This window comes from Xenorhabdus mauleonii, assembly GCF_900113945.1.
GTDB lineage: Bacteria > Pseudomonadota > Gammaproteobacteria > Enterobacterales > Enterobacteriaceae > Xenorhabdus > Xenorhabdus mauleonii.
This window is the reverse complement of the sequence record NZ_FORG01000013.1, coordinates 1-18234: the sequence shown is the minus strand read 5'-3', so window position 1 is coordinate 18234 and position 18234 is coordinate 1. Positions and strand designations below refer to the sequence as shown.

Here is an 18234-nt window from a genome sequence, read left to right as displayed (position 1 = left end):
AAATGTTGATGCTATTTAAAGAACTAAATAAAAATCAGGTATCAGTCTGGGTCTGTGAAAATAAGTTAAAACTGGCGTTTACAGGGGATAATCCACCTGTTCAACTTATTGATAAGATAAAACAAAGAAGAGAAAGCATAGTCGATTTTTTAAACGAAAAAAATATCTTCTCTGAAGATGAATTCAACAATTTCATTTTCAACGAAAACATTGCTGATGAAAATCTAGACAGCGAAAATCACGTTGATTCGTCCACATCGACCAGAAAAAAGGTCACGGCGATATTTCCTGCCACCAGCTTGCAGCAAGGCTTTGTTTACCATCACTTGGCCCAACCACAAGACGATGCCTATCGTGTACAACTCTTGCTGGATTACCGCGCCCATTTGGATCTTGCGGTTTACCAGCAAGCTTGGTCTTTGGCTTCACTGCGTTTTCCTATCCTCAGAACCGCATTCGACTGGAAAGGAAAAATACTGCAGCTAATCACTACAGGCTCCAGCATTAATTCAAAGAACTTTACGACCAAAGATATCAGCCAGTTGGCAGAAAAAGAGCGAAATGCAGCCATTGACGCTATCCAGCAAAATGATCGCACCCTGCCGTTTGATCTAAGCCGGCCCGGATTAGTCCGTTTCACTTTTATCAAACAGGAAGATCAACTGACAACCGTGCTGATCACTTTGCATCATTGCATCATTGATGGCTGGAGTTATCCGATTTTATTGCAGGCAGTGCATGAGTATTACAACGAACTGATACAGGGGCATTCCCCGCAGGTAGTGGTCGATGAGGCCTATCTGGCAACCCAGCAATATTACCTGGATCATAAAGCTGAAACCGAGGCTTATTGGCGTGAGCGCAAATCACAATTCTACTCAATGAACGCCCACGGAATGAATGATTTGTCGCCCTTATTAAGCCATCGCGTTGATTTAGCGCAGATAAAAACCATTGAAAAGCCCGCCGAGCAAATACTCACGATCCAGGGAAACACTTACGAGCAACTCAAGGAGACTTGCCGGGAACAAGGCATTACCCTGAATGTGGCATTGCAATTTGCCTGGAATAAACTCCTGCACAACTATACCGGCGATGAGCAAACCATTGTCGGCACGACTGTTTCCGGACGCGATGTGCCGGTGGAAGGCATTGAGTCCAGCGTTGGCCTGTATATCAATACCTTACCGCTAATGGTGCAATGGGAGCAGACAGACAGCATCGCGGCCGTCTTGCAAAACATCCAACAAGATATCGCTGCCCTCAACAGCCACAGCGCCGTTTCACTATCAAGCCTGCAATCCAATGGCGAGCGCTTGTTCCACAGTTTGCTGGTTTTTGAAAACTACCCGATTCCCGCAGCGAGTGAAACCAAGGAAGGCATCGAACATACGCTGACATTCCGTCGTGCCATCGAAAAAGTGGATTATCCGGTATTATTGATGGCTTACACACACGATAACCGTTTAGTCATAAAATTCAGTTATGGAGAAGACTGGCTGACGGAAAAACAGGCCCAGCGCCTGCTGTGCCAGCTCGAGCGCATTTTGCATGCGGTGGCATATAATCCGAACCAGCCACACACCTCAATAACCCTCCTCAGTGACGAAGAGCGCCATACCCTGCTGGACAACTGGAACCAAACCGAAGCGCCTTATCCGCAGGACAAGACCCTGCAACAACAGTTTGAGGCGCAGGTTGCCCAACGCCCTGATGCCATTGCCGTCATATTTGCAGAACAAAGGATCCGCTATGGCGAACTTAACCAGCGCGCCAACCGTCTGGCCCATCACCTGATTGCGCTGGGCGTGCGGCCGGATGACCGGGTAGCCCTTTGTCTCGAACGCAGCCCGGAGATGGTCGTGGGGATACTTGCGATCCTCAAGGCTGGCGGGGCTTACGTACCGCTTGACCCGACTTATCCGGCGGAACGGTTGGCCTATATGCTGGAAGATTCTGGCCCCGTGGCTTTGCTGACCCAGACAGCGCAAGCCGAGAAATTGAGCGGTTCCGTACCTGCAAGACTGCATGACAACACAGTATTGCTCGACAAGCAGGCAGCATTGCTTGTAACCCTGCCGGACACCAATCCCGATACCCAAAAATTAGGGCTGACGTCGCGCCATCTGGCTTACGTTATTTACACTTCCGGCTCCACCGGACAGCCCAAAGGCGTTATGGTGGAACACCGCAGTGTACTTCGTCTGATCAACAATAATGGTTTTGCTGACATTGGCCCCGATGATTGCATCGCCCATTGTGCCAATATTTCATTTGATGCCGCGACCTGGGAAGTTTGGTCCGGATTAACACATGGTGCCCGCGTTCTGCTGATCCCTGAAAAAACCCTGTTGCATCCCGCTGAATTTGGTCAGTGCCTGTCATCGGAAAATGTCAGCGCACTGTTCCTGACCACCGCCTTGTTTAACCAATATGCGGGCTTAATTGCGCCGTCGTTGTCTGGCCTGCGTTATGTCCTGTTCGGCGGCGAACAGGCTGATCACCGTTCCGCCATTCGTCTCAGAGCGGAACATGCACCAAAACACCTGCTGCATGTTTACGGGCCGACAGAAACAACCACGTTCGCCACAACCTATGAAATTCCATTGATTGAAAATGAAGACAGGAAACTTCCCATCGGGCGGCCAATCAGCAATACCCGCATCTATATTCTGGATCAACAAGGCCAGCCCGTTCCTGTCGGCGCTGCCGGCGAGATCCACATTGGCGGCGATGGCGTTGCCCGCGGTTATCTGAATCGCCCTGAACTGACAGCGGAACGTTTTCTCCCTGATCCGTTCTCGCCACAGCCAGAAGCCAGAATGTACAAAACCGGCGATCTCGCCCGCTGGTTGCCTGATGGCAATATTGAATACCTGAGCCGCAATGATTTTCAGGTCAAGCTGCGCGGTTTCCGCATTGAACTGGGAGAAATCGAAAATGTCCTGACTTCCCACCCGCAAGTCAAACAGGCGGTCGTGATTGACTATGATTACAACGGCCATAAAGGGCTGGCCGCTTATCTGATCACCGAAGGGGCATTGTCAGATGAGATTTTGATCAAGCACTTATCTGATCGGCTGCCGGAATACATGATCCCCGCCAGTTTTACCTGTATCGAAACTCTGCCTCTGACCCGAAACGGCAAAGTGGATCGCCATGCCCTGCCCAAACCCGTCTTGGGGGATCACGATAATTATGTTGCTCCGCGCAATGCGCTGGAAACTCAGCTGTGTGCCCTTTGGCAAGACGTCTTGAGGCTAGAACGCATAGGCATAGAGGATAACTTTTTCCGCATTGGCGGGGATTCGATTGTCAGCATTCAATTGGTTTCCAAACTGCGTCAGGCGGGTTTTTCCCTTCAGGTTAAATCGATTTTTGAAGCACCGACCGTGGCTCAATTATCACAATTGTTGCTCCAGACTGCTGCTACAGAAAAAATCGTTGCAGAGCAAGGACTGTTGAACGGAGAGTTTGATCTGTTACCTATCCAGCAGGACTTCTTCAATTGGAACTTGCCTAGCCCACATCACTGGAATCAGGCATTCATGATCCGTCTGCCCGGTGATATCAATCATGCTGCAATTGAGCAGGTGTTAATCTCCCTGACCGAACGGCATGACATACTACGCGCCAACTTCAGCACGGCCACCCCTGATACCACAACCCCTGCCGGAATAATTCAGAAGCATCGCCAGTGTTATTCCGCCAGCATGCCGTCCTGGCTTCCCTCATTGCTGCATTGTGATGTCAGCACATTGAATGAAGTTGAGAAACAGCAGCAATTAACCCAATGGCAAAGTGGCTTTAATTACTCTACAGGGCCATTGTGGCAAGCGGGTCACCTGACCGGATATGCGGATGGCAGCGCCCGCCTATTTTTCGCATTTCATCACCTGATTATTGACGTCGTATCATGGCGGATCATTGCTGAAGATATACGCCGACTATTGCAAGGTGAAGCGCTGCCGGCGAAAACCAGCAGCTACCGGCAATGGGTCAATGCCGTTCACCACTATGCTTATAATGCAGAAAACCAGCAACGGGAAATTGCCTACTGGCAGCAAGTTGTTGCAGGAAACTCCGCTCATCCGGTTTCAGGCGAAGCCAGTCACCACACGCTGGACATTTCCGCTGAACTGACTGATATCCTGCTACGTGAAGCCAATTCGGGTTATCAGACTGAAATTAATGATTTACTGCTCAGTGCACTCACACTGGCATTACAAGCCGTTTTCTCAAGTCCCGTCAACCACATCACACTTGAAGGCCACGGTCGGGAAGCCATTGATGACACATTGGATGTCTCGGAAACCGTGGGCTGGTTTACCACCGTGTATCCGGTTCGTCTGACTATGCAAGACGATATTGCTGAGACGATTATTCATACCAAAGAGATGCTCCGTGCAGTGCCAAATAAAGGCATTGGCTATGGCGCACTGCGTCAGGCCGGATATCTGGGCGGAGAACTGCCTGCGATCAGTTTCAATTACCTCGGTCAGTTGGGTGGAGAAAACGGTCAAAATTGGTCACTGACCAGCGATGAATGCGGAATTGCGGTAGCTGGCGATAATCATAGCCACTTGCTGATGAATATTAACGGCTTGATCCAAGCGGGCACGTTGCAATTCAACATCGGTTCCCGTCTGCCGAAAGCACAGACAACGGTATTTATCACCGCATTGGAACAGGCACTCCATGCGGTCATCACAGCAGGTCAACAACAGGCGCAATCGGGAGGGATAAAAACACCAAGCGATTATGGCATTGAAGGGATTTCTATTCCGCTGTTGCGTCACCTTCAGCAGAAATACCGGATTGAAGCGCTGTATCCTGCCACCAGCTTGCAACAAGGGTTTATTTATCATCACTTATCCCAGCCGCAAGACGATGCTTACCGCGTGCAACTGATGCTGGATTATCATGCCAATTTGAATATTACTGCTTATCAACAAGCATGGGCGCTGGCTTCACTGCGTTTTCCCATTCTCAGAACCGCATTTAACTGGGACAAAGAGGTGCTGCAAATTGCAACCGAAGGCGCAAGTATTCGTGCGGAGAATTTCGCGACCAGCGATATCAGCCACCTGCCGGAAAAAGAACGGAACAGCGCGATTGATGCTCTCCAGCAGCATGACCGTACCCTGCCGTTTGATTTCAGTCAGCCCGGATTAATTCGTTTTACCGTCATTAAACAGCATGAGCATCTGGTCACCGTACTGATCACAAAACACCACGCGATTATCGATGGCTGGAGCAACCCGATTTTATTGCAAACAGTGCATGAGTATTACAATGAACTGGCACAAGGCCGTACTCCCCAAATCGAGGCTGATCATGCCTATCTGGCAGCCCAGCAATACTATCTGAATCATAAGTCAGCGGTTGAAGCGTATTGGGTTGAACGCAAGGCACAATTCCACGGCATAAACGACCTCTCTGCCTTGTTAAGTCATCATGTTGATTTAGCACAGATAAAATCGATAGAAAGCCCGATGGAGCAAACGATCATCCTACAAGGAGATATTTATCAGCGACTGAAAAAAATGTCCCGGGAACACGGCATTACATTGAATGCCATGTTGCAATTTGCCTGGCATAAACTCCTGCACAGTTACACCGGCGATGAGCAAACCATTGTCGGCACCACGGTATCCGGTCGCGATGTACCGGTAGCCGGTATTGAATCCAGTGTTGGCTTGTATATCAATACCTTGCCGCTGATGGTTCAGTGGGACAAAGCCAGTAATATTATCAGCGTGCTGCAAGACATACAGAAAGATATTGCTTCACTCAACAGCTACAGCGCCGTATCACTCACCAATTTACAATCTGATGGAGAACGTTTATTCCATTCCTTGCTGGTTTTTGAAAATTACCCCGCCCCTGTCATTGGCGATAATTCAGCCGGGGGAAGCGGTAACGAGATCAATAACCGTATCGAAAATAGATTAACGTTCCGCAATGCCATCGAAAAAACCGATTATCCCTTGTCACTGATGGCTTATGAGCCGGACAACAGTCTGAAAGTCACACTGAGTTATGGTGAAGAATGGATAACCAATAAACAAGCGCAACGCTTGCTTGGTCAGATTGAGCGTATCCTGTATGCCGTCGCCAGCGATCCATACCAGCCACATACGTCAGTCTCGTTCCTCAGTGAAGAAGAACGCCATATCTTGCTGCATACTTGGAACCAAACTGACGTTCCCTATCCGCAGGATAAGACGTTACAACAACAGTTTGAAATCCAGGCAGCCACGAATCCAGATAATGTCGCGTTGATATTCGAAGAGGAGATGCTGACCTATCGTCAACTCAATGAAAAATCAAATCAGCTTGCCGCCGTGATACGCGAGAACTACTTGCAGCAGCACCATACGCCAATGCAAGCGGGCACGCCAATCGCCCTCTACCTCGACCGCAGCCCGGAGATGGTAGTCAGTATTCTGGCTGTACTGAAAGCCGGTGGTGCCTATGTGCCCATTTCCCCTGAATACCCACCTGAGCGGGTTCAGTATATTCTGCAAGATACGGACAGCCCGTGCGTGCTGACTCAGCAGCGCCATTTGCCGGCACTGGAACAATGCATATCCACCCTAACTCATCAGCCGGCACTGATTGCCACAGATGATCTCGCTGTCACCCGAGGCCAGCCAGCAAAAAATCTGGTGCCAATGAATAAAAGTACGGATTTGGCATACATAATTTATACTTCCGGCACGACCGGAAAACCGAAAGGCGTTGAATTAACTCATCGCAACGTTATTAATCACCTCAGTTGGATGCAATCCGAGTATCCATTAAATACTGCGGATAAAGTCCTGCAACAAACCCCTTATACTTTTGATGCCTCAGTCTGGGAATTGATTGCCACTTATTGGTTCGGCGCCAGTCTGGTGATGCCATTGCCGGATGTGCATAAACAACCTGAGGTGTTATATGAATTAATACAAAAAACCGGTGTAACTGTCCTTCAATTTGTTCCTTCCATGTTGGGTGCTTTTTGTCAGGCAGTATGGGATGCCGGGCAGCAATTGCCCCGCTCCATCCGCTATGTGCCGTGTGGTGGAGAAGCGTTGACAATGTCACATGTCAACGCCTTCAGAGCCATAAATGGTCATTCGTGCACATTAATTAATCTGTATGGCCCGACAGAAACAACCATTGATGTCACTCACCTTGATGTCACTGATGACCTCAGTGTCAATATCCCGATAGGTAAAGCACACCATAATACCCGTCTCTATGTGCTTACTCCTCATGGTGAACTGTCTCCCATCGGTGTTCCCGGTGAGCTGTATATCGGTGGTGCCGGGCTGGCCCGTGGCTATTGGAATCACCCGGAATTGACGGAAAAATATTTTGTCAATAATCCGTTTGCTACTGACGAAGACAAAGCCCGGGGTTATACCCGTCTATACAGAACCGGCGATCGAGTACGCTGGTTGGCGGACGGGAATCTGGAATATCTGGGGCGCAACGATTTTCAGATTAAAATCCGCGGTTATCGCATTGAATTGGGGGAAATTGAAACCGCCTTGTCCACACACCCACAAGTCAAACAGGCCGTGGTGATTGACCATGAACATCAAGGGAACCGTATTCTTGCTGCCTATCTGGTCGCCGAGGTTGCAGACGGCGAACTGTCTGATGAAAGCCTGATTAAACACCTTTCCGCCCGTTTGCCGGAATACATGGTTCCCGCCAGCTTTACCCGCATTGACGGCGTGCCATTAACCCTGAACGGCAAATTGGACCGCCATGCCCTGCCAGAACCTGTCTGGGGAAATCGGAACAATTATGTTGCGCCACGCAATGAACTGGAAAACCAGTTATGTGCTGTCTGGCAAGAGGTATTGGATTTAGAGCAGGTTGGCATTGAAGATAATTTCTTCCGCATTGGCGGTAACTCCCTGATGGCAATCAAATTGACTACCGCCATGCGAAATCAATTGGGGGTGGAAATTCCTTTAAACATCCTGTTTAACTATAAATCGATTTCGTTATTATCGGAGTGGCTGGAGTCAGGGCATTTAAAATCCAGTTTACTGAATTACTTAACGCCAAAATCGACGGCGAAAAATAAATTATTTATGATCCATGCCGCCAACTGTGGCAGTGAAGTTTATGAGCCTCTGGCAAATACCTTATCTGATACCTATAACTGTATTGGTATCGATAATTATAATCTTTGTACCGATGAACACATCGACTCATTGCAACAAATAGCACAGCTCTACATGAAGTTAATGCTGACTGAAACATCCATTGATGAACCTATCCGTATTTTAGGCTGGTCATTGGGCGGACAGTTGGCGATGGAAATTGCTTTTCAGCTTGAGAGAGTCGGAGCAAGGGATATTCAGTTATTTTTATTAGACACCATCATGAATAATGATGAGATAAAAAAACTTAGAAGTCATTTGGATATGCCATCCATATACAAAAAAATCACCAATATGCTACATGAAAAAGGGGCAAACGATACTTACATCAATAAAGCTTTGGAGATTGTTCCTGTCGAAGGAAAGATAGTTAATTGTGATTTAAGTGGAAAATTGACACATTCAAAAGTCACTCTATTTAAAGCTGGGAAAATAAACCCTCTCCATAAAGAAGGTGTTGATTTGTTGATAAATCAATTACTCAGAAAAATACCGGACAATAATATCCCACAATGGATTAATACGCCATTGAAGGTTATCTTAGTTGAAGATAGTTATCATGAAAACATTATTAATTACGTTTCCATCATTAATGGGGAAATCCTCAGTGCATTATCCTCAATAAATAATGAATAAGTTTTCTTGAGGTATCTTAATAAAGCCAGTTAATGCTGGCTTTATTTTTTTCTATTGCATTGATTTCATAAGATAATTGTAATTTACAGCAAACTATTTCCTATCATTACTCTGTTTTCCCAATATAAAAACCACCACTGCCAAACATAATCTTGGAATGGTTTTTTGTACTTACTGAGAATGAACTGTAACAAAAAAAAGATTAATATTCCTTTTTAAAAGATATAAAAAGTATAATATTCTTTTTATTTTTATAATTTACCTTTTATCCCTTTTTTATAAATATAAAACTTCGTCTTAAGTCAGCCCAATAAATGAGATTGCTTAAGTAATAATTGAGAATAATTCCCTACCCCCACAACAAAAAATTCGAATGGCTGACTGTAAAGCATGATTCAAGATTCAACATTCCGATCCTGAATACCGGGATTGGCATTTTCAATCCAACACAAATACAGGCCTAACCATGAATCCATACAATCATATCGTTCCGATGAGGAAAGAAGAGCTGTTCCGCGTTCCCGCCGCACAAAGCACACTGAATCGTTTTGCTGATCACATCATTCCACAAAATCCGTGGATGGCACCGAATGATTTCGGCAGCCCGCATCAAGATAGCTGGTGTTCTGAGTCCGTATCGCTCAACGGCCCGGTAAGTGACAATCTCCTACTTATCGAGCAATATAATCCTTTCGGATATACACCAAATATGGTTTGTAACAGTCATAATCAAATGATTGGTGTATCGCTGGATTATACATCATCCCAGTTTTGGGTAGTGGTGTTCGATGAGAATTGCAACATCATTTCAGCCACTCCTGCGGGCGAGCTTTCCAACAATACTTTCAGCGGCGGTTATTTCTATCTCGACGACAAAAACAACACGATTGTTGTCCAGGATAACCAAATCGTCAGCTATCCAACAGAGAATGTGCAACCGAGAGAGGGTGAAATTTACCCGCTCATGCCAAACTGGCAGAGCAGTAATATCGTCGAACTCGTCACACAATCAGCCGAAGGCAATACCCTTTACTCATCACTGCCGGTTTGGGATGAAAATCGCCCGAATCTTTATTGGTGCCTGATTTCAGGTGAATATAACTATCAGAATTATCCAAATAGCACCCTCACGTCTCCCGCATGGATGGCAGTTGTCCAAATAGATCCAATCAATGGAAACACAGAGCTGATTGATGCGATGAAGCTGGAAAAACAGTGGAATAACAATACATTCGCTGTTGACGAGAAAGGGGCATATATCGTCACCAATGGCATTGATAACAAGAACGCATCGACAAAAGGATATCTGTGGGCATTCGGTCTGGAAGACAATGCGATTACCATTCGCTGGAAGACTCCTTACAAGAATGCCGGATACATGAAACCGGGTCAGAAAAATATTGGTTCAGGAACAACGCCGACACTGACTAAAATGGAAAATGGGACTGAATTGGTTGCTATCACCGATAATGACGATCCCCGCTTGAACGTATTAGTTTGTAATCGTGAGGATGGCAGTATCATCTCCGAAACACCGTGTTTTTTAGAAAAAAGAAGTGCTGATGAAGCGTCGTTAATTGGTGTCGGAGATACCTTTGTCGTTGAAAATAATTTTGGTCACTATCCAACATGGCCGTTCTCACAATTAGTTCCTAATGCTCCCGGCATGGAAATGATCCGAATTGATCAGACAAAGATTACACAACCCGATGAAAAAGTATGGACTGTGCCGGATGTTCATTTTTACGCGATGAACATGCTTTGTCGTGGAAGCGGTATCATTTTCGCGCACACCTGCAATTGGTCAGATGATATTTCAGCGTCAAAAGGAGGAATGTACTACGTTAGTGCACTTGACTCTTTTGATGGCCGGGTTATCTGGCAAATCCCTCTCGGCAGAGGGGTTAATTACTGTCATGAGTATGGCGGCATTTATTTCAACAAAAATGGCGACCTCTACATTGGTACTAACCAGTATCTGGTCGCCATCAAGTCTTATCAAGATCGTGCCAAGCCACTCAAAGAACAACGGGCCTGATACAATTTGAAATGCGGCGATATTATTCAGCTGGCCGCCTTCGGGCGGCTTTGTTACAAATAAAAACATATTGACTTATAAGTGCAAAAAGCCAGAAGCCTATGCAAGACAATGAGTAAATTCATCCACTATTAGTTTATATGAAACATACCGCGGACAATGAAGCCACAAGCTACCCCTTGCCTGACATGCTTTAAATTCCGTTTTCTGCAATAACCTCATGAACAGGCAATGTGTTATAGCCTCATTTGCGATTTAAATAAAAGCAATGAAGATAAAACGGTAAATTTCTGTTTAAATATTCCCGTTAGCCTTGGCTGTAATATTTTTCAATAAAAAATTAACGGCATCACGTATTTTTATTACATCAATGTCATTCACTATCTTTCCTTCCCTTAGAAGAACATTTTCAACATTAAGGGGATGCCAGCGTAAATATTTTTCAGGCCTATTTTCAAACAAAGATACCACCGGTATCTGTAATGCTGAACACAGATGTACCGGCGCACTATCAGCTGAAACAATCATGTTCATGCAGCTAGTGGCGGCAATCATATCTTGAACGTTTGTGGTATCAAGGTAATGCACTGGAAGGTCAGAAAAATACTGTCTTTTTATTTCTTCACTTTGATCATGAAAAATAAAAAACTCAGCCCTACTTCCTATCAACCTGACTAAGTCAGCCCATTTACTGATATCCAACTTCCTGTCTTTCGAATTATTCGAGATAAACAGGCCTATTTTAGGTTGGTTTGCCGAACCTATTTTCTTCATCCATTCGTCACGTAACAACGGGTCAGGATAGACATAAGGTTTTAATGTACTGATCTCAGGTGTTTCAATTTCAGGAATCAAATCAAATCCAGATAAAACCTCATGCTTTATTGGCCGATTAGCGACATGATCAACATTCCTGTCATCAAATTCACTTTCCTTTGTGTGCCAGCGGCAATCGGGTATATTTAATTGACGAATAAACTGAATGCTATTTTTATTCAACCCGCCATTTGGAATGATTCCTATGTCAAAGCGCATTCTTCGCAATTTGAAAATTAATGCAATCCTATTTATCAACGAACTGAATATTCCGGAACGGACATTTCTTTCACGATTTTTGCTATAAACATAAGTATGAACAAATGCAACATCCGGATTTCTATCCAGTATGGGCGCATTGTATTTATTAGCTAAAACATGAAGTTCAGAATTTGGGAATTTTTTCTTTATGGCATGAATCAGCGGTGTTGTGCATATCATATCGCCAAGAAAATCTATTCTTATTATCAAAATACGCTGTTTTTTCATATCCATTTTTAAAATTTATCTTTCTTATAGTATATATGTAGGGGCCATTATGTTAATTGGACAAGTAAAATACTCATTGGAGACAACCAAACCCCATAAGCGCAATTATACGGTTCTAACTCGCCCTAATACGCTCAAAATTAGGTGAAAAGTTTAGAACGGTTTTAACAGTGCCTGAATGTGGTTTCGTCATCATCTTGGAATACTTTAGTTTTATATCGCTGATTTTGCCAAAAATTAATTCCATTTTGAGATCAACAGCTCACTGGAAATGAACTGTTTAAGCGCCATCCATCGGTAAGGTTGTTAAAGAGTTTATTCCCCCTTCAGTGAACTGATGAAACAATCGTTCGATAATTATTTAATTGAAGAACAAAAAGCTCCGGTAATGCCTCTGATATTTACAATCGTTTTTTTGTGTAGCAACAGGATAGCAACAAGCCTGCGGGTATAATTTTTTATCGGATATGCATTGAATTTCTCTTTGCATTCTACATTGTTGGGCGCGGGGAATAGGAGCCATGACAAATATGACCCAAAGATGTTTTTTCTACTTGCAGATTGTATTCCTACCAACGAGTTACTTTTCTCTCACATGGCCATCATTCTTAAACACAACCTTGGTATATTTTTGGCATTTACTGACTCTGGCCGCCATCAAGTTTTTCCACGATCGTTCTAAATTTACATACTATGCGCATCTGTTAGGGATAACCCTGCATTCTCCAGCTCTTTACCCAACTCATGATTGATAAAACCAGTTCTTAACGATTCAGTTCGCCATTCACTGCCATCTGATTCAGGGTATTGGTCGCATCATTGGCCTACCGGTATTCCGTCCAGAGGCCCTTGCGGCAGCTGTCATCCTGACAAGCCGCCAGTTTATCGCGCATGTCTTCAACTGACGGCATACCTTTATCCAAAATGCGTTGGCTCAGCTCTTTCGCTTTGCCGCAGGCTTCTGGTGACATCGTGCTGCAATCACCAATATTTCGGGAGGCCAGCGCGTTATGCTCAACAACAACTCATTTCAGTGCGAATTTCACAGAATAACACTTATTTTACTTGTTAAATCATACAGTTACATATTGTCTTTGCCGATGCATTTTCACCGCGGAACTCAAAAACCCCTAATGCACTTTTGGCCCCTGAACACCCGTTTTGCCCGATGCCCGGGTTTCAGTGTAGCGCCCTTTCGGCAACGGGTGAATAGCGGCCGGACGGTGGTATAGCCACTAAAGCAGAAAGAGTTTTTTTGCCGCAAACTGGCTGAGACGCAAAAGTTAGACATAACTAATTAAGGTGCAGTTCATACAGGTGGGAAGCTAATTTCAGTTTTCTATAGCAAAACATTGCAGCAATATATGAATCTACTGCAATGTTTAATCAAAAAATTAATTTTAAATTAGAGAGATAATTTAACTTAATCTGCAAATGGAGTGATCACCACACTCTTGTTTGTATTAATCGCCTCTAGAATCAATTCAATAATTCGTTGAAAATAAATATGTGTTTCTGTGTCATTGACCCCTTTTTGTATCTCACTAATTTCTGTTAGTAGAATTTGTAAGATTTCATTACCATTATAAAATTCTTCATCACAGTCCGACAGCTCAGACAGAAGAGGATACTTCTCCCTATCAGTTTGAACTAAAAAAAATTCATTTCCTGCGTGTTTTTCAATCAGCCTAATTGGCTGATATTTATCCGTATCCCACAATACAAACGTATACATAATCAGTTAACCGATGTTCTGCCAGGAAAAGTATTGACTAGATTTCCTTTTTTATCTGTAATCACAGTCATTACAGAAGTAGGATTTCCCCCGCTCTTTGCATCAATTCCTATTGGACGCCCCATATCAACAAAACGCATATAATTTCCTGTCGTCTGAGAATAGTGTACTGGTGTTGTAACTACACGGTCTGACTGGAGAATAACCTTTAATTCATCCTTATTAACAGTGAAATGAGATTTGTTTGCACCCCAATTACCACCATGCTTTTTCCATGCATAATCCAAACCAGACCCCGTTGAACTATCTCCCGTTCTAACATTGACTCTTGACTGAACAACTGATCCTTTCCAAACATCAGTATTAGAATAAGAAACTTTTGACGATGAATTTGTCTGAACCTTATTACTGGCTTTTGCCCCAATAACTCCCGCCGCTGTTTCCAACACCATCAAATTCCGCTGTTCTTCTTTCACATACTGCGCGGCATCTGTTGGGGATAATCCTGCATTCTCCCGTTCTTTCTGCCTCAATTCCGTGTTGAAGAACCCGGAGAGTGGCTCACCGCCACCATTTAGCCAACTGCTCTGCTCTGAACGGCCTAGCTTGTCATTGGCTCGATAGCCCGAGACCGCTAGTTTTCTGTCCAAATCATTGTTGATAAAGGCCAGCTCTTCACGGCTTAACTCACCATTCAACTCCTTCTGTTTCAGGGTGTTAATGGTGGCGTCACTGGCCCGCCGGTATTCTGTCCAAATCCCTTTACGGCAGCTGTCATCCTGACACGATGCCAGTTTACCGCGCATGTCCTCCACTGACGGCAGACCTTTATCCAGAATACGCTGGCTCAGCTCTTTCGCTTTGCCACACGCTTCCGGTGACAACGTACTGCAATCACCCATATCTCGGGAAGCCAACGCATTGTGGTCGACGGCGTTTTGGGCGGTAACAACGCCCTTCAGTGTCAAGTTGGCCGACGAATATCGATTTTCCCTACATATTTAGCAAGTTATAGGCCAGTTTTTCTGATGCATTCTCGCGGCTGAACCCAAAAACCCCTGACGCACTTTTTGCCCTTGAACACCGGCTTTTCCCGATGCCCGGGTTTCAGTTTAGCGCTCTGTTCGGCAACGGGCGCACGGTTTGCATGGCAGCAACTTTTGTGCCAGGGAAGCCCCCTCAGGGGGCTGCACGGGGCTGAAATGGCAAGCACGGCAACGAGCAACGGAGCGCAGCGCAGTGCGAGCCGCGCGTAGCCAGTGCAGCGGGGGAGGTAAAACCGGAGGCGCAGGCCAACCCGCCTTCAGGGATGTTGGCCGGACGCCGCAAGGCAGCTAAAGCAAAACACAGATTTTTGCCGAAGATTGGCTCAGGAGGTTAGAGCAGAAGGCGCAGCCTTGTGCGCCACACCCTGCGAGGCCGAACAGCGGGGGCGCCTGACATAATGTGTATTATACGCATTAAGCCGCTTGGCGTTGGGGAGGTGAACGCCGGAAGCTGCCCGGCGCAGTGCGTATAATTCCCCGACATTATGTTGAATAGGCTTTGCCCGGCCACGCCAGACGGAACGGGGACACTTGAGGTCAGGCCGGCCATTGCCTATTTACCCCCGCCGCACCGGGGCTGACGGGCAGTCCGGCCACGGTCTGCCCCCGCGCCGAACCCTGCTCAACTCAACGGGGGCTTGCGGATTGTCAGCGAGATTTGGGGGTTGAGGTCGGCGTGGGATTGTCCGGTGGGGTTTCCGTGTCGGGGTGCTCTTCGACGTACAGGTCAGCCAGCAAGCCGGTGTCGTCATTATCCTGCGGCTCATCCGTCTGCCGCTCAGCCGGATGAGTGCTGGCATGAACCGCCTGTAATGCCCGTATCGATACCTGCGTATAGATTTGCGTCGATTCGACACTCGCGTGTCCCAGCATCGCCTGTATCCAGCGCAGATCAGCGCCATTTTCCAGCATCTGTGTAGCCATCGCGGCCGGAACAGGTGGCACGCCCCTTTTTTCTCGATCCCCACGGCTTTGATGTAGGCGGTCACCATATTGCTGATGCCGTTGGCCTGCAAGCCATCCTGCCCGTCCATCGCCACGAACAACGCTTTGACATCAGGATTGACCAGCAGTTGTGGCCGGATTTCGTTCTGGTAATACAGCAGCCAGCCCAGCGCCCGTTCCCCGATGGGCAGTACCCGATCTTTATTCCCTTTGCCCTGCCGGATGGTCAGGGTTTTGCGCGATGCATCCACACTGTAGACATCCAGCCTGACCACTTCCCCGCGCCGGATACCCGTTGATCAGAACAACTCCATCAGTGCCCGGTCTCGCACGCCTTGCAACGTGGTTAAGTCCGGCTGGTTCAGGATGGCTTCCATTTCGTCGATGCTCAGGATATAGCGTGGCAACCGCTTTTCTTCCCGGGGCAGTTCCAGATCCGCCGCCGGATTCGCCAGTATCAGGTTCTGTTTCGTCAGCCATTTGAACCACACCTGCAACGGCTGTAACTGGGTGCGCTGGGTTCGGGTACTTAACGGCTCACCGTTCTTCTTGCGGTACAGGAACAGGTGACGCTGGTAGCGCTCCAGGATGGGTCGGGTGATATCGGCGGCATAGTACAAGCCCCGCTCCGTGGCCCACAGGATAAAGTGGTAGGCATGGTGGGTCTGCACTTTCAGCGTAGTCTCTGACCAGTTCCGCTCCCGCCGCCACGTCACAAAGCGCAGCAGCAAGGCATACAGGCTTTTCGGGTCATGCGCCGGACCGACCGGCTTACGGTACACCTCATCAACGCTCAGGAAGCTGCCCTTGCGCGGTTTACGGTTTGCCATTATTCACCTCCGTTTCGGTCTGCGAATGGGCAGTGGGCAGCGAGACTTTTTTATTTTTGCGGTTAATTACTGCATTTTCCTCTGCCCAGACTTGAACGTCATTTTGCCCTTGTCCTGTCTGTGCTGAACGGGCTTTTTGTTGCCCAGACTTAACCCGAACTTGCCCCAGACTTGGCGCAGACTTACCTGCCTTTACCCCAGACTTGCCATCATCGCCGGTGATATCCGGTTGTGCCGTGTGTTCCCCTTCGGGGAGTGACAACGGCACCGTTTTCTTTTTGCCTTTTATTACTGTATTTTCATCTGCCCAGACTTGAACGTCATTCCGCCCTTGCCCTGTCTGGTCGGGGGCGGTTTTCTCTTCCCCAGACTTCGGCCAGACTTGACCCAGACTTGGCGTAGACTTGCTCTCCTTCAGGTCAGACTTTCGTTCATCGCCCGTCATTTCCCTTGCCGTTCCTCCGACGTCCAACAGGCCACACAGATGCGCCGCGCCGTTGTCTTCCCCATCCCACAGCAGTTCATAGCGCAGCAGGTGCCCCCGGCTGCCGCCGTGTAACAGCAGGTATTCCATTTCAGTGAGCCGTTGGCAGTGGTTCTTTAACTGGCTGTCGCTCCAGTGCGTGAAGTCACGGATATCCCGCCGGGTAAAACGGATTTCGTTGGGTTGGCAGTGCTGACGTTGCGCTTGCTCTCTCACCATGTCCTGTATCAGCAACAGCAACTTGCGCGTCTGCGGCGGCATTTCATCCAGCGTGCGCCCCAGCACCTCATGAGCCAGTTGGTTAGCCAGTACGATATCGTCTTGGATGACTTCGATATATTCGATAACCTGCCCACGATGGTTCGCTGTCTTCACCTCCCGCTGGTACTGGTGCAGCAGGGCGATGGCCTGTATCAGCGTCAGGTATTTCATATGGTCGCGTCGCATCCGCGTTTTGTCGCTTAAAAAGGTGAGTTGATGGGCGTAAGGATTGACCACCTTAAGCGGCCGTAACAACCGCTGGGCGTTTTGGTGCAACTTTGTCAGATACCCTTTCTCGCTGTCAGCCAGCAACCCTTCCAGCGTTTGGCGGTGCCGCTGCATGGCGTGGATAGCCTGCGTTTGCTCGCGCGATTCATTGACGGTGAGCACCAGACAGCGGTTCAACAGCTCTTCATCCACATCGATCGCCGTGGTCGTTAACATCAGCATCACCGGGCCTTGCACCTTGTATTCCCGCGTCACCAGCTCGCCGCTCTGCTCATTCTTACCCGTTGACGCGATTTTCAGCTCCCCGTCCGACTGTAACAGCTTGAGCGCATAGGCCGCCTGCCGTACCCCCTCTTCTTCGGCGATAGCCAGTATCTTGTGTTGCAGGCTGGTTTCGCCGAGGTAATACAGGCTTTGCCCGGTCATCGCCGAGTACTGGATACGCTCTTCATCCGGCATCAGGTTGAGCACCGCATCCATCAGGCTGCTTTTGCCTGCCGCACTGCTGCTCTGGATTAACACAGCCAGCGGTTTATCCAGCTTGCGCGAGACCGCCGC

8 protein-coding genes and 1 pseudogene are annotated in these 18234 nt (G+C 47.3%); 3 read left to right on the top strand and 6 right to left on the bottom strand.

All coding sequences use genetic code 11. The annotated features are described in order from the left end of the window. Positions 1 to 2: 2 nt before the first annotated feature. Positions 3 to 8804: a non-ribosomal peptide synthetase gene (locus tag BM100_RS13170; protein WP_092511666.1), complete on the top strand. Its 8802-nt coding sequence runs from the start codon at positions 3 to 5 to the stop codon at positions 8802 to 8804. A gap of 466 nt (positions 8805 to 9270) precedes the next feature. After that, entirely contained in the window at positions 9271 to 10842 is a 1572-nt protein-coding gene (locus BM100_RS23610) for a hypothetical protein (protein ID WP_244590658.1), read from the top strand. Between the two features lie 294 nt (positions 10843 to 11136). Here the strand turns inward: BM100_RS23610 and BM100_RS13155 are convergent, their stop codons facing one another. The 4 genes from BM100_RS13155 to BM100_RS23075 all read right to left on the bottom strand — a co-directional run bounded on the left by BM100_RS13155 (position 11137) and on the right by BM100_RS23075 (position 14850). Beyond that, on the bottom strand, positions 11137 to 12153 hold the full coding sequence (locus BM100_RS13155; protein WP_244896539.1) for a glycosyltransferase family 9 protein: 1017 nt from the start codon (positions 12151 to 12153) through the stop codon (positions 11137 to 11139). 818 nt (positions 12154 to 12971) lie between these two features. Next, positions 12972 to 13118, bottom strand: a complete 147-nt coding sequence (locus tag BM100_RS23080; RefSeq protein ID WP_169924727.1) for a hypothetical protein — start codon at positions 13116 to 13118, stop codon at positions 12972 to 12974. Positions 13119 to 13570: 452 nt separating this feature from the next. Next, positions 13571 to 13882: a hypothetical protein gene (locus BM100_RS13150; protein WP_092511664.1), complete on the bottom strand. Its 312-nt coding sequence runs from the start codon at positions 13880 to 13882 to the stop codon at positions 13571 to 13573. A gap of 2 nt (positions 13883 to 13884) precedes the next feature. After that, on the bottom strand, positions 13885 to 14850 hold the full coding sequence (locus BM100_RS23075) for a hypothetical protein (protein ID WP_175494958.1): 966 nt from the start codon (positions 14848 to 14850) through the stop codon (positions 13885 to 13887). Between the two features lie 175 nt (positions 14851 to 15025). Here BM100_RS23075 and BM100_RS13135 point away from each other — a divergent pair, with 175 nt between their 5' ends. After that, positions 15026 to 15220 (top strand): hypothetical protein, encoded by a 195-nt coding sequence (locus BM100_RS13135; protein WP_092511662.1) that lies wholly within the window; start codon positions 15026 to 15028, stop codon positions 15218 to 15220. A 356-nt stretch (positions 15221 to 15576) separates the two neighbouring features. On the opposite strand, the pseudogene xerC reads toward BM100_RS13135, so the two are convergent. Both xerC and BM100_RS13125 read right to left on the bottom strand, forming a co-directional pair. Beyond that, positions 15577 to 16703 (bottom strand): annotated as a pseudogene (xerC, locus tag BM100_RS13130) (site-specific tyrosine recombinase XerC). After that, on the bottom strand, positions 16690 to 18234 hold a 1545-nt coding region (locus BM100_RS13125; protein WP_244896538.1), incomplete at its 5' end, for a PAS domain-containing protein. The gene BM100_RS13125 and the pseudogene xerC, both read right to left, overlap by 14 nt.

Coding starts and splice junctions, on each gene's coding strand:
- BM100_RS13170 (WP_092511666.1), top strand. CDS start 3: ATGTTGATGCTATTTAAAGAACTAAATAAAAATCAGGTATCAGTCTGG.
- BM100_RS23610 (WP_244590658.1), top strand. CDS start 9,271: ATGAATCCATACAATCATATCGTTCCGATGAGGAAAGAAGAGCTGTTC.
- BM100_RS13155 (WP_244896539.1), bottom strand. CDS start 12,153: ATGGATATGAAAAAACAGCGTATTTTGATAATAAGAATAGATTTTCTT.
- BM100_RS23080 (WP_169924727.1), bottom strand. CDS start 13,118: ATGTCACCAGAAGCCTGCGGCAAAGCGAAAGAGCTGAGCCAACGCATT.
- BM100_RS13150 (WP_092511664.1), bottom strand. CDS start 13,882: ATGTATACGTTTGTATTGTGGGATACGGATAAATATCAGCCAATTAGG.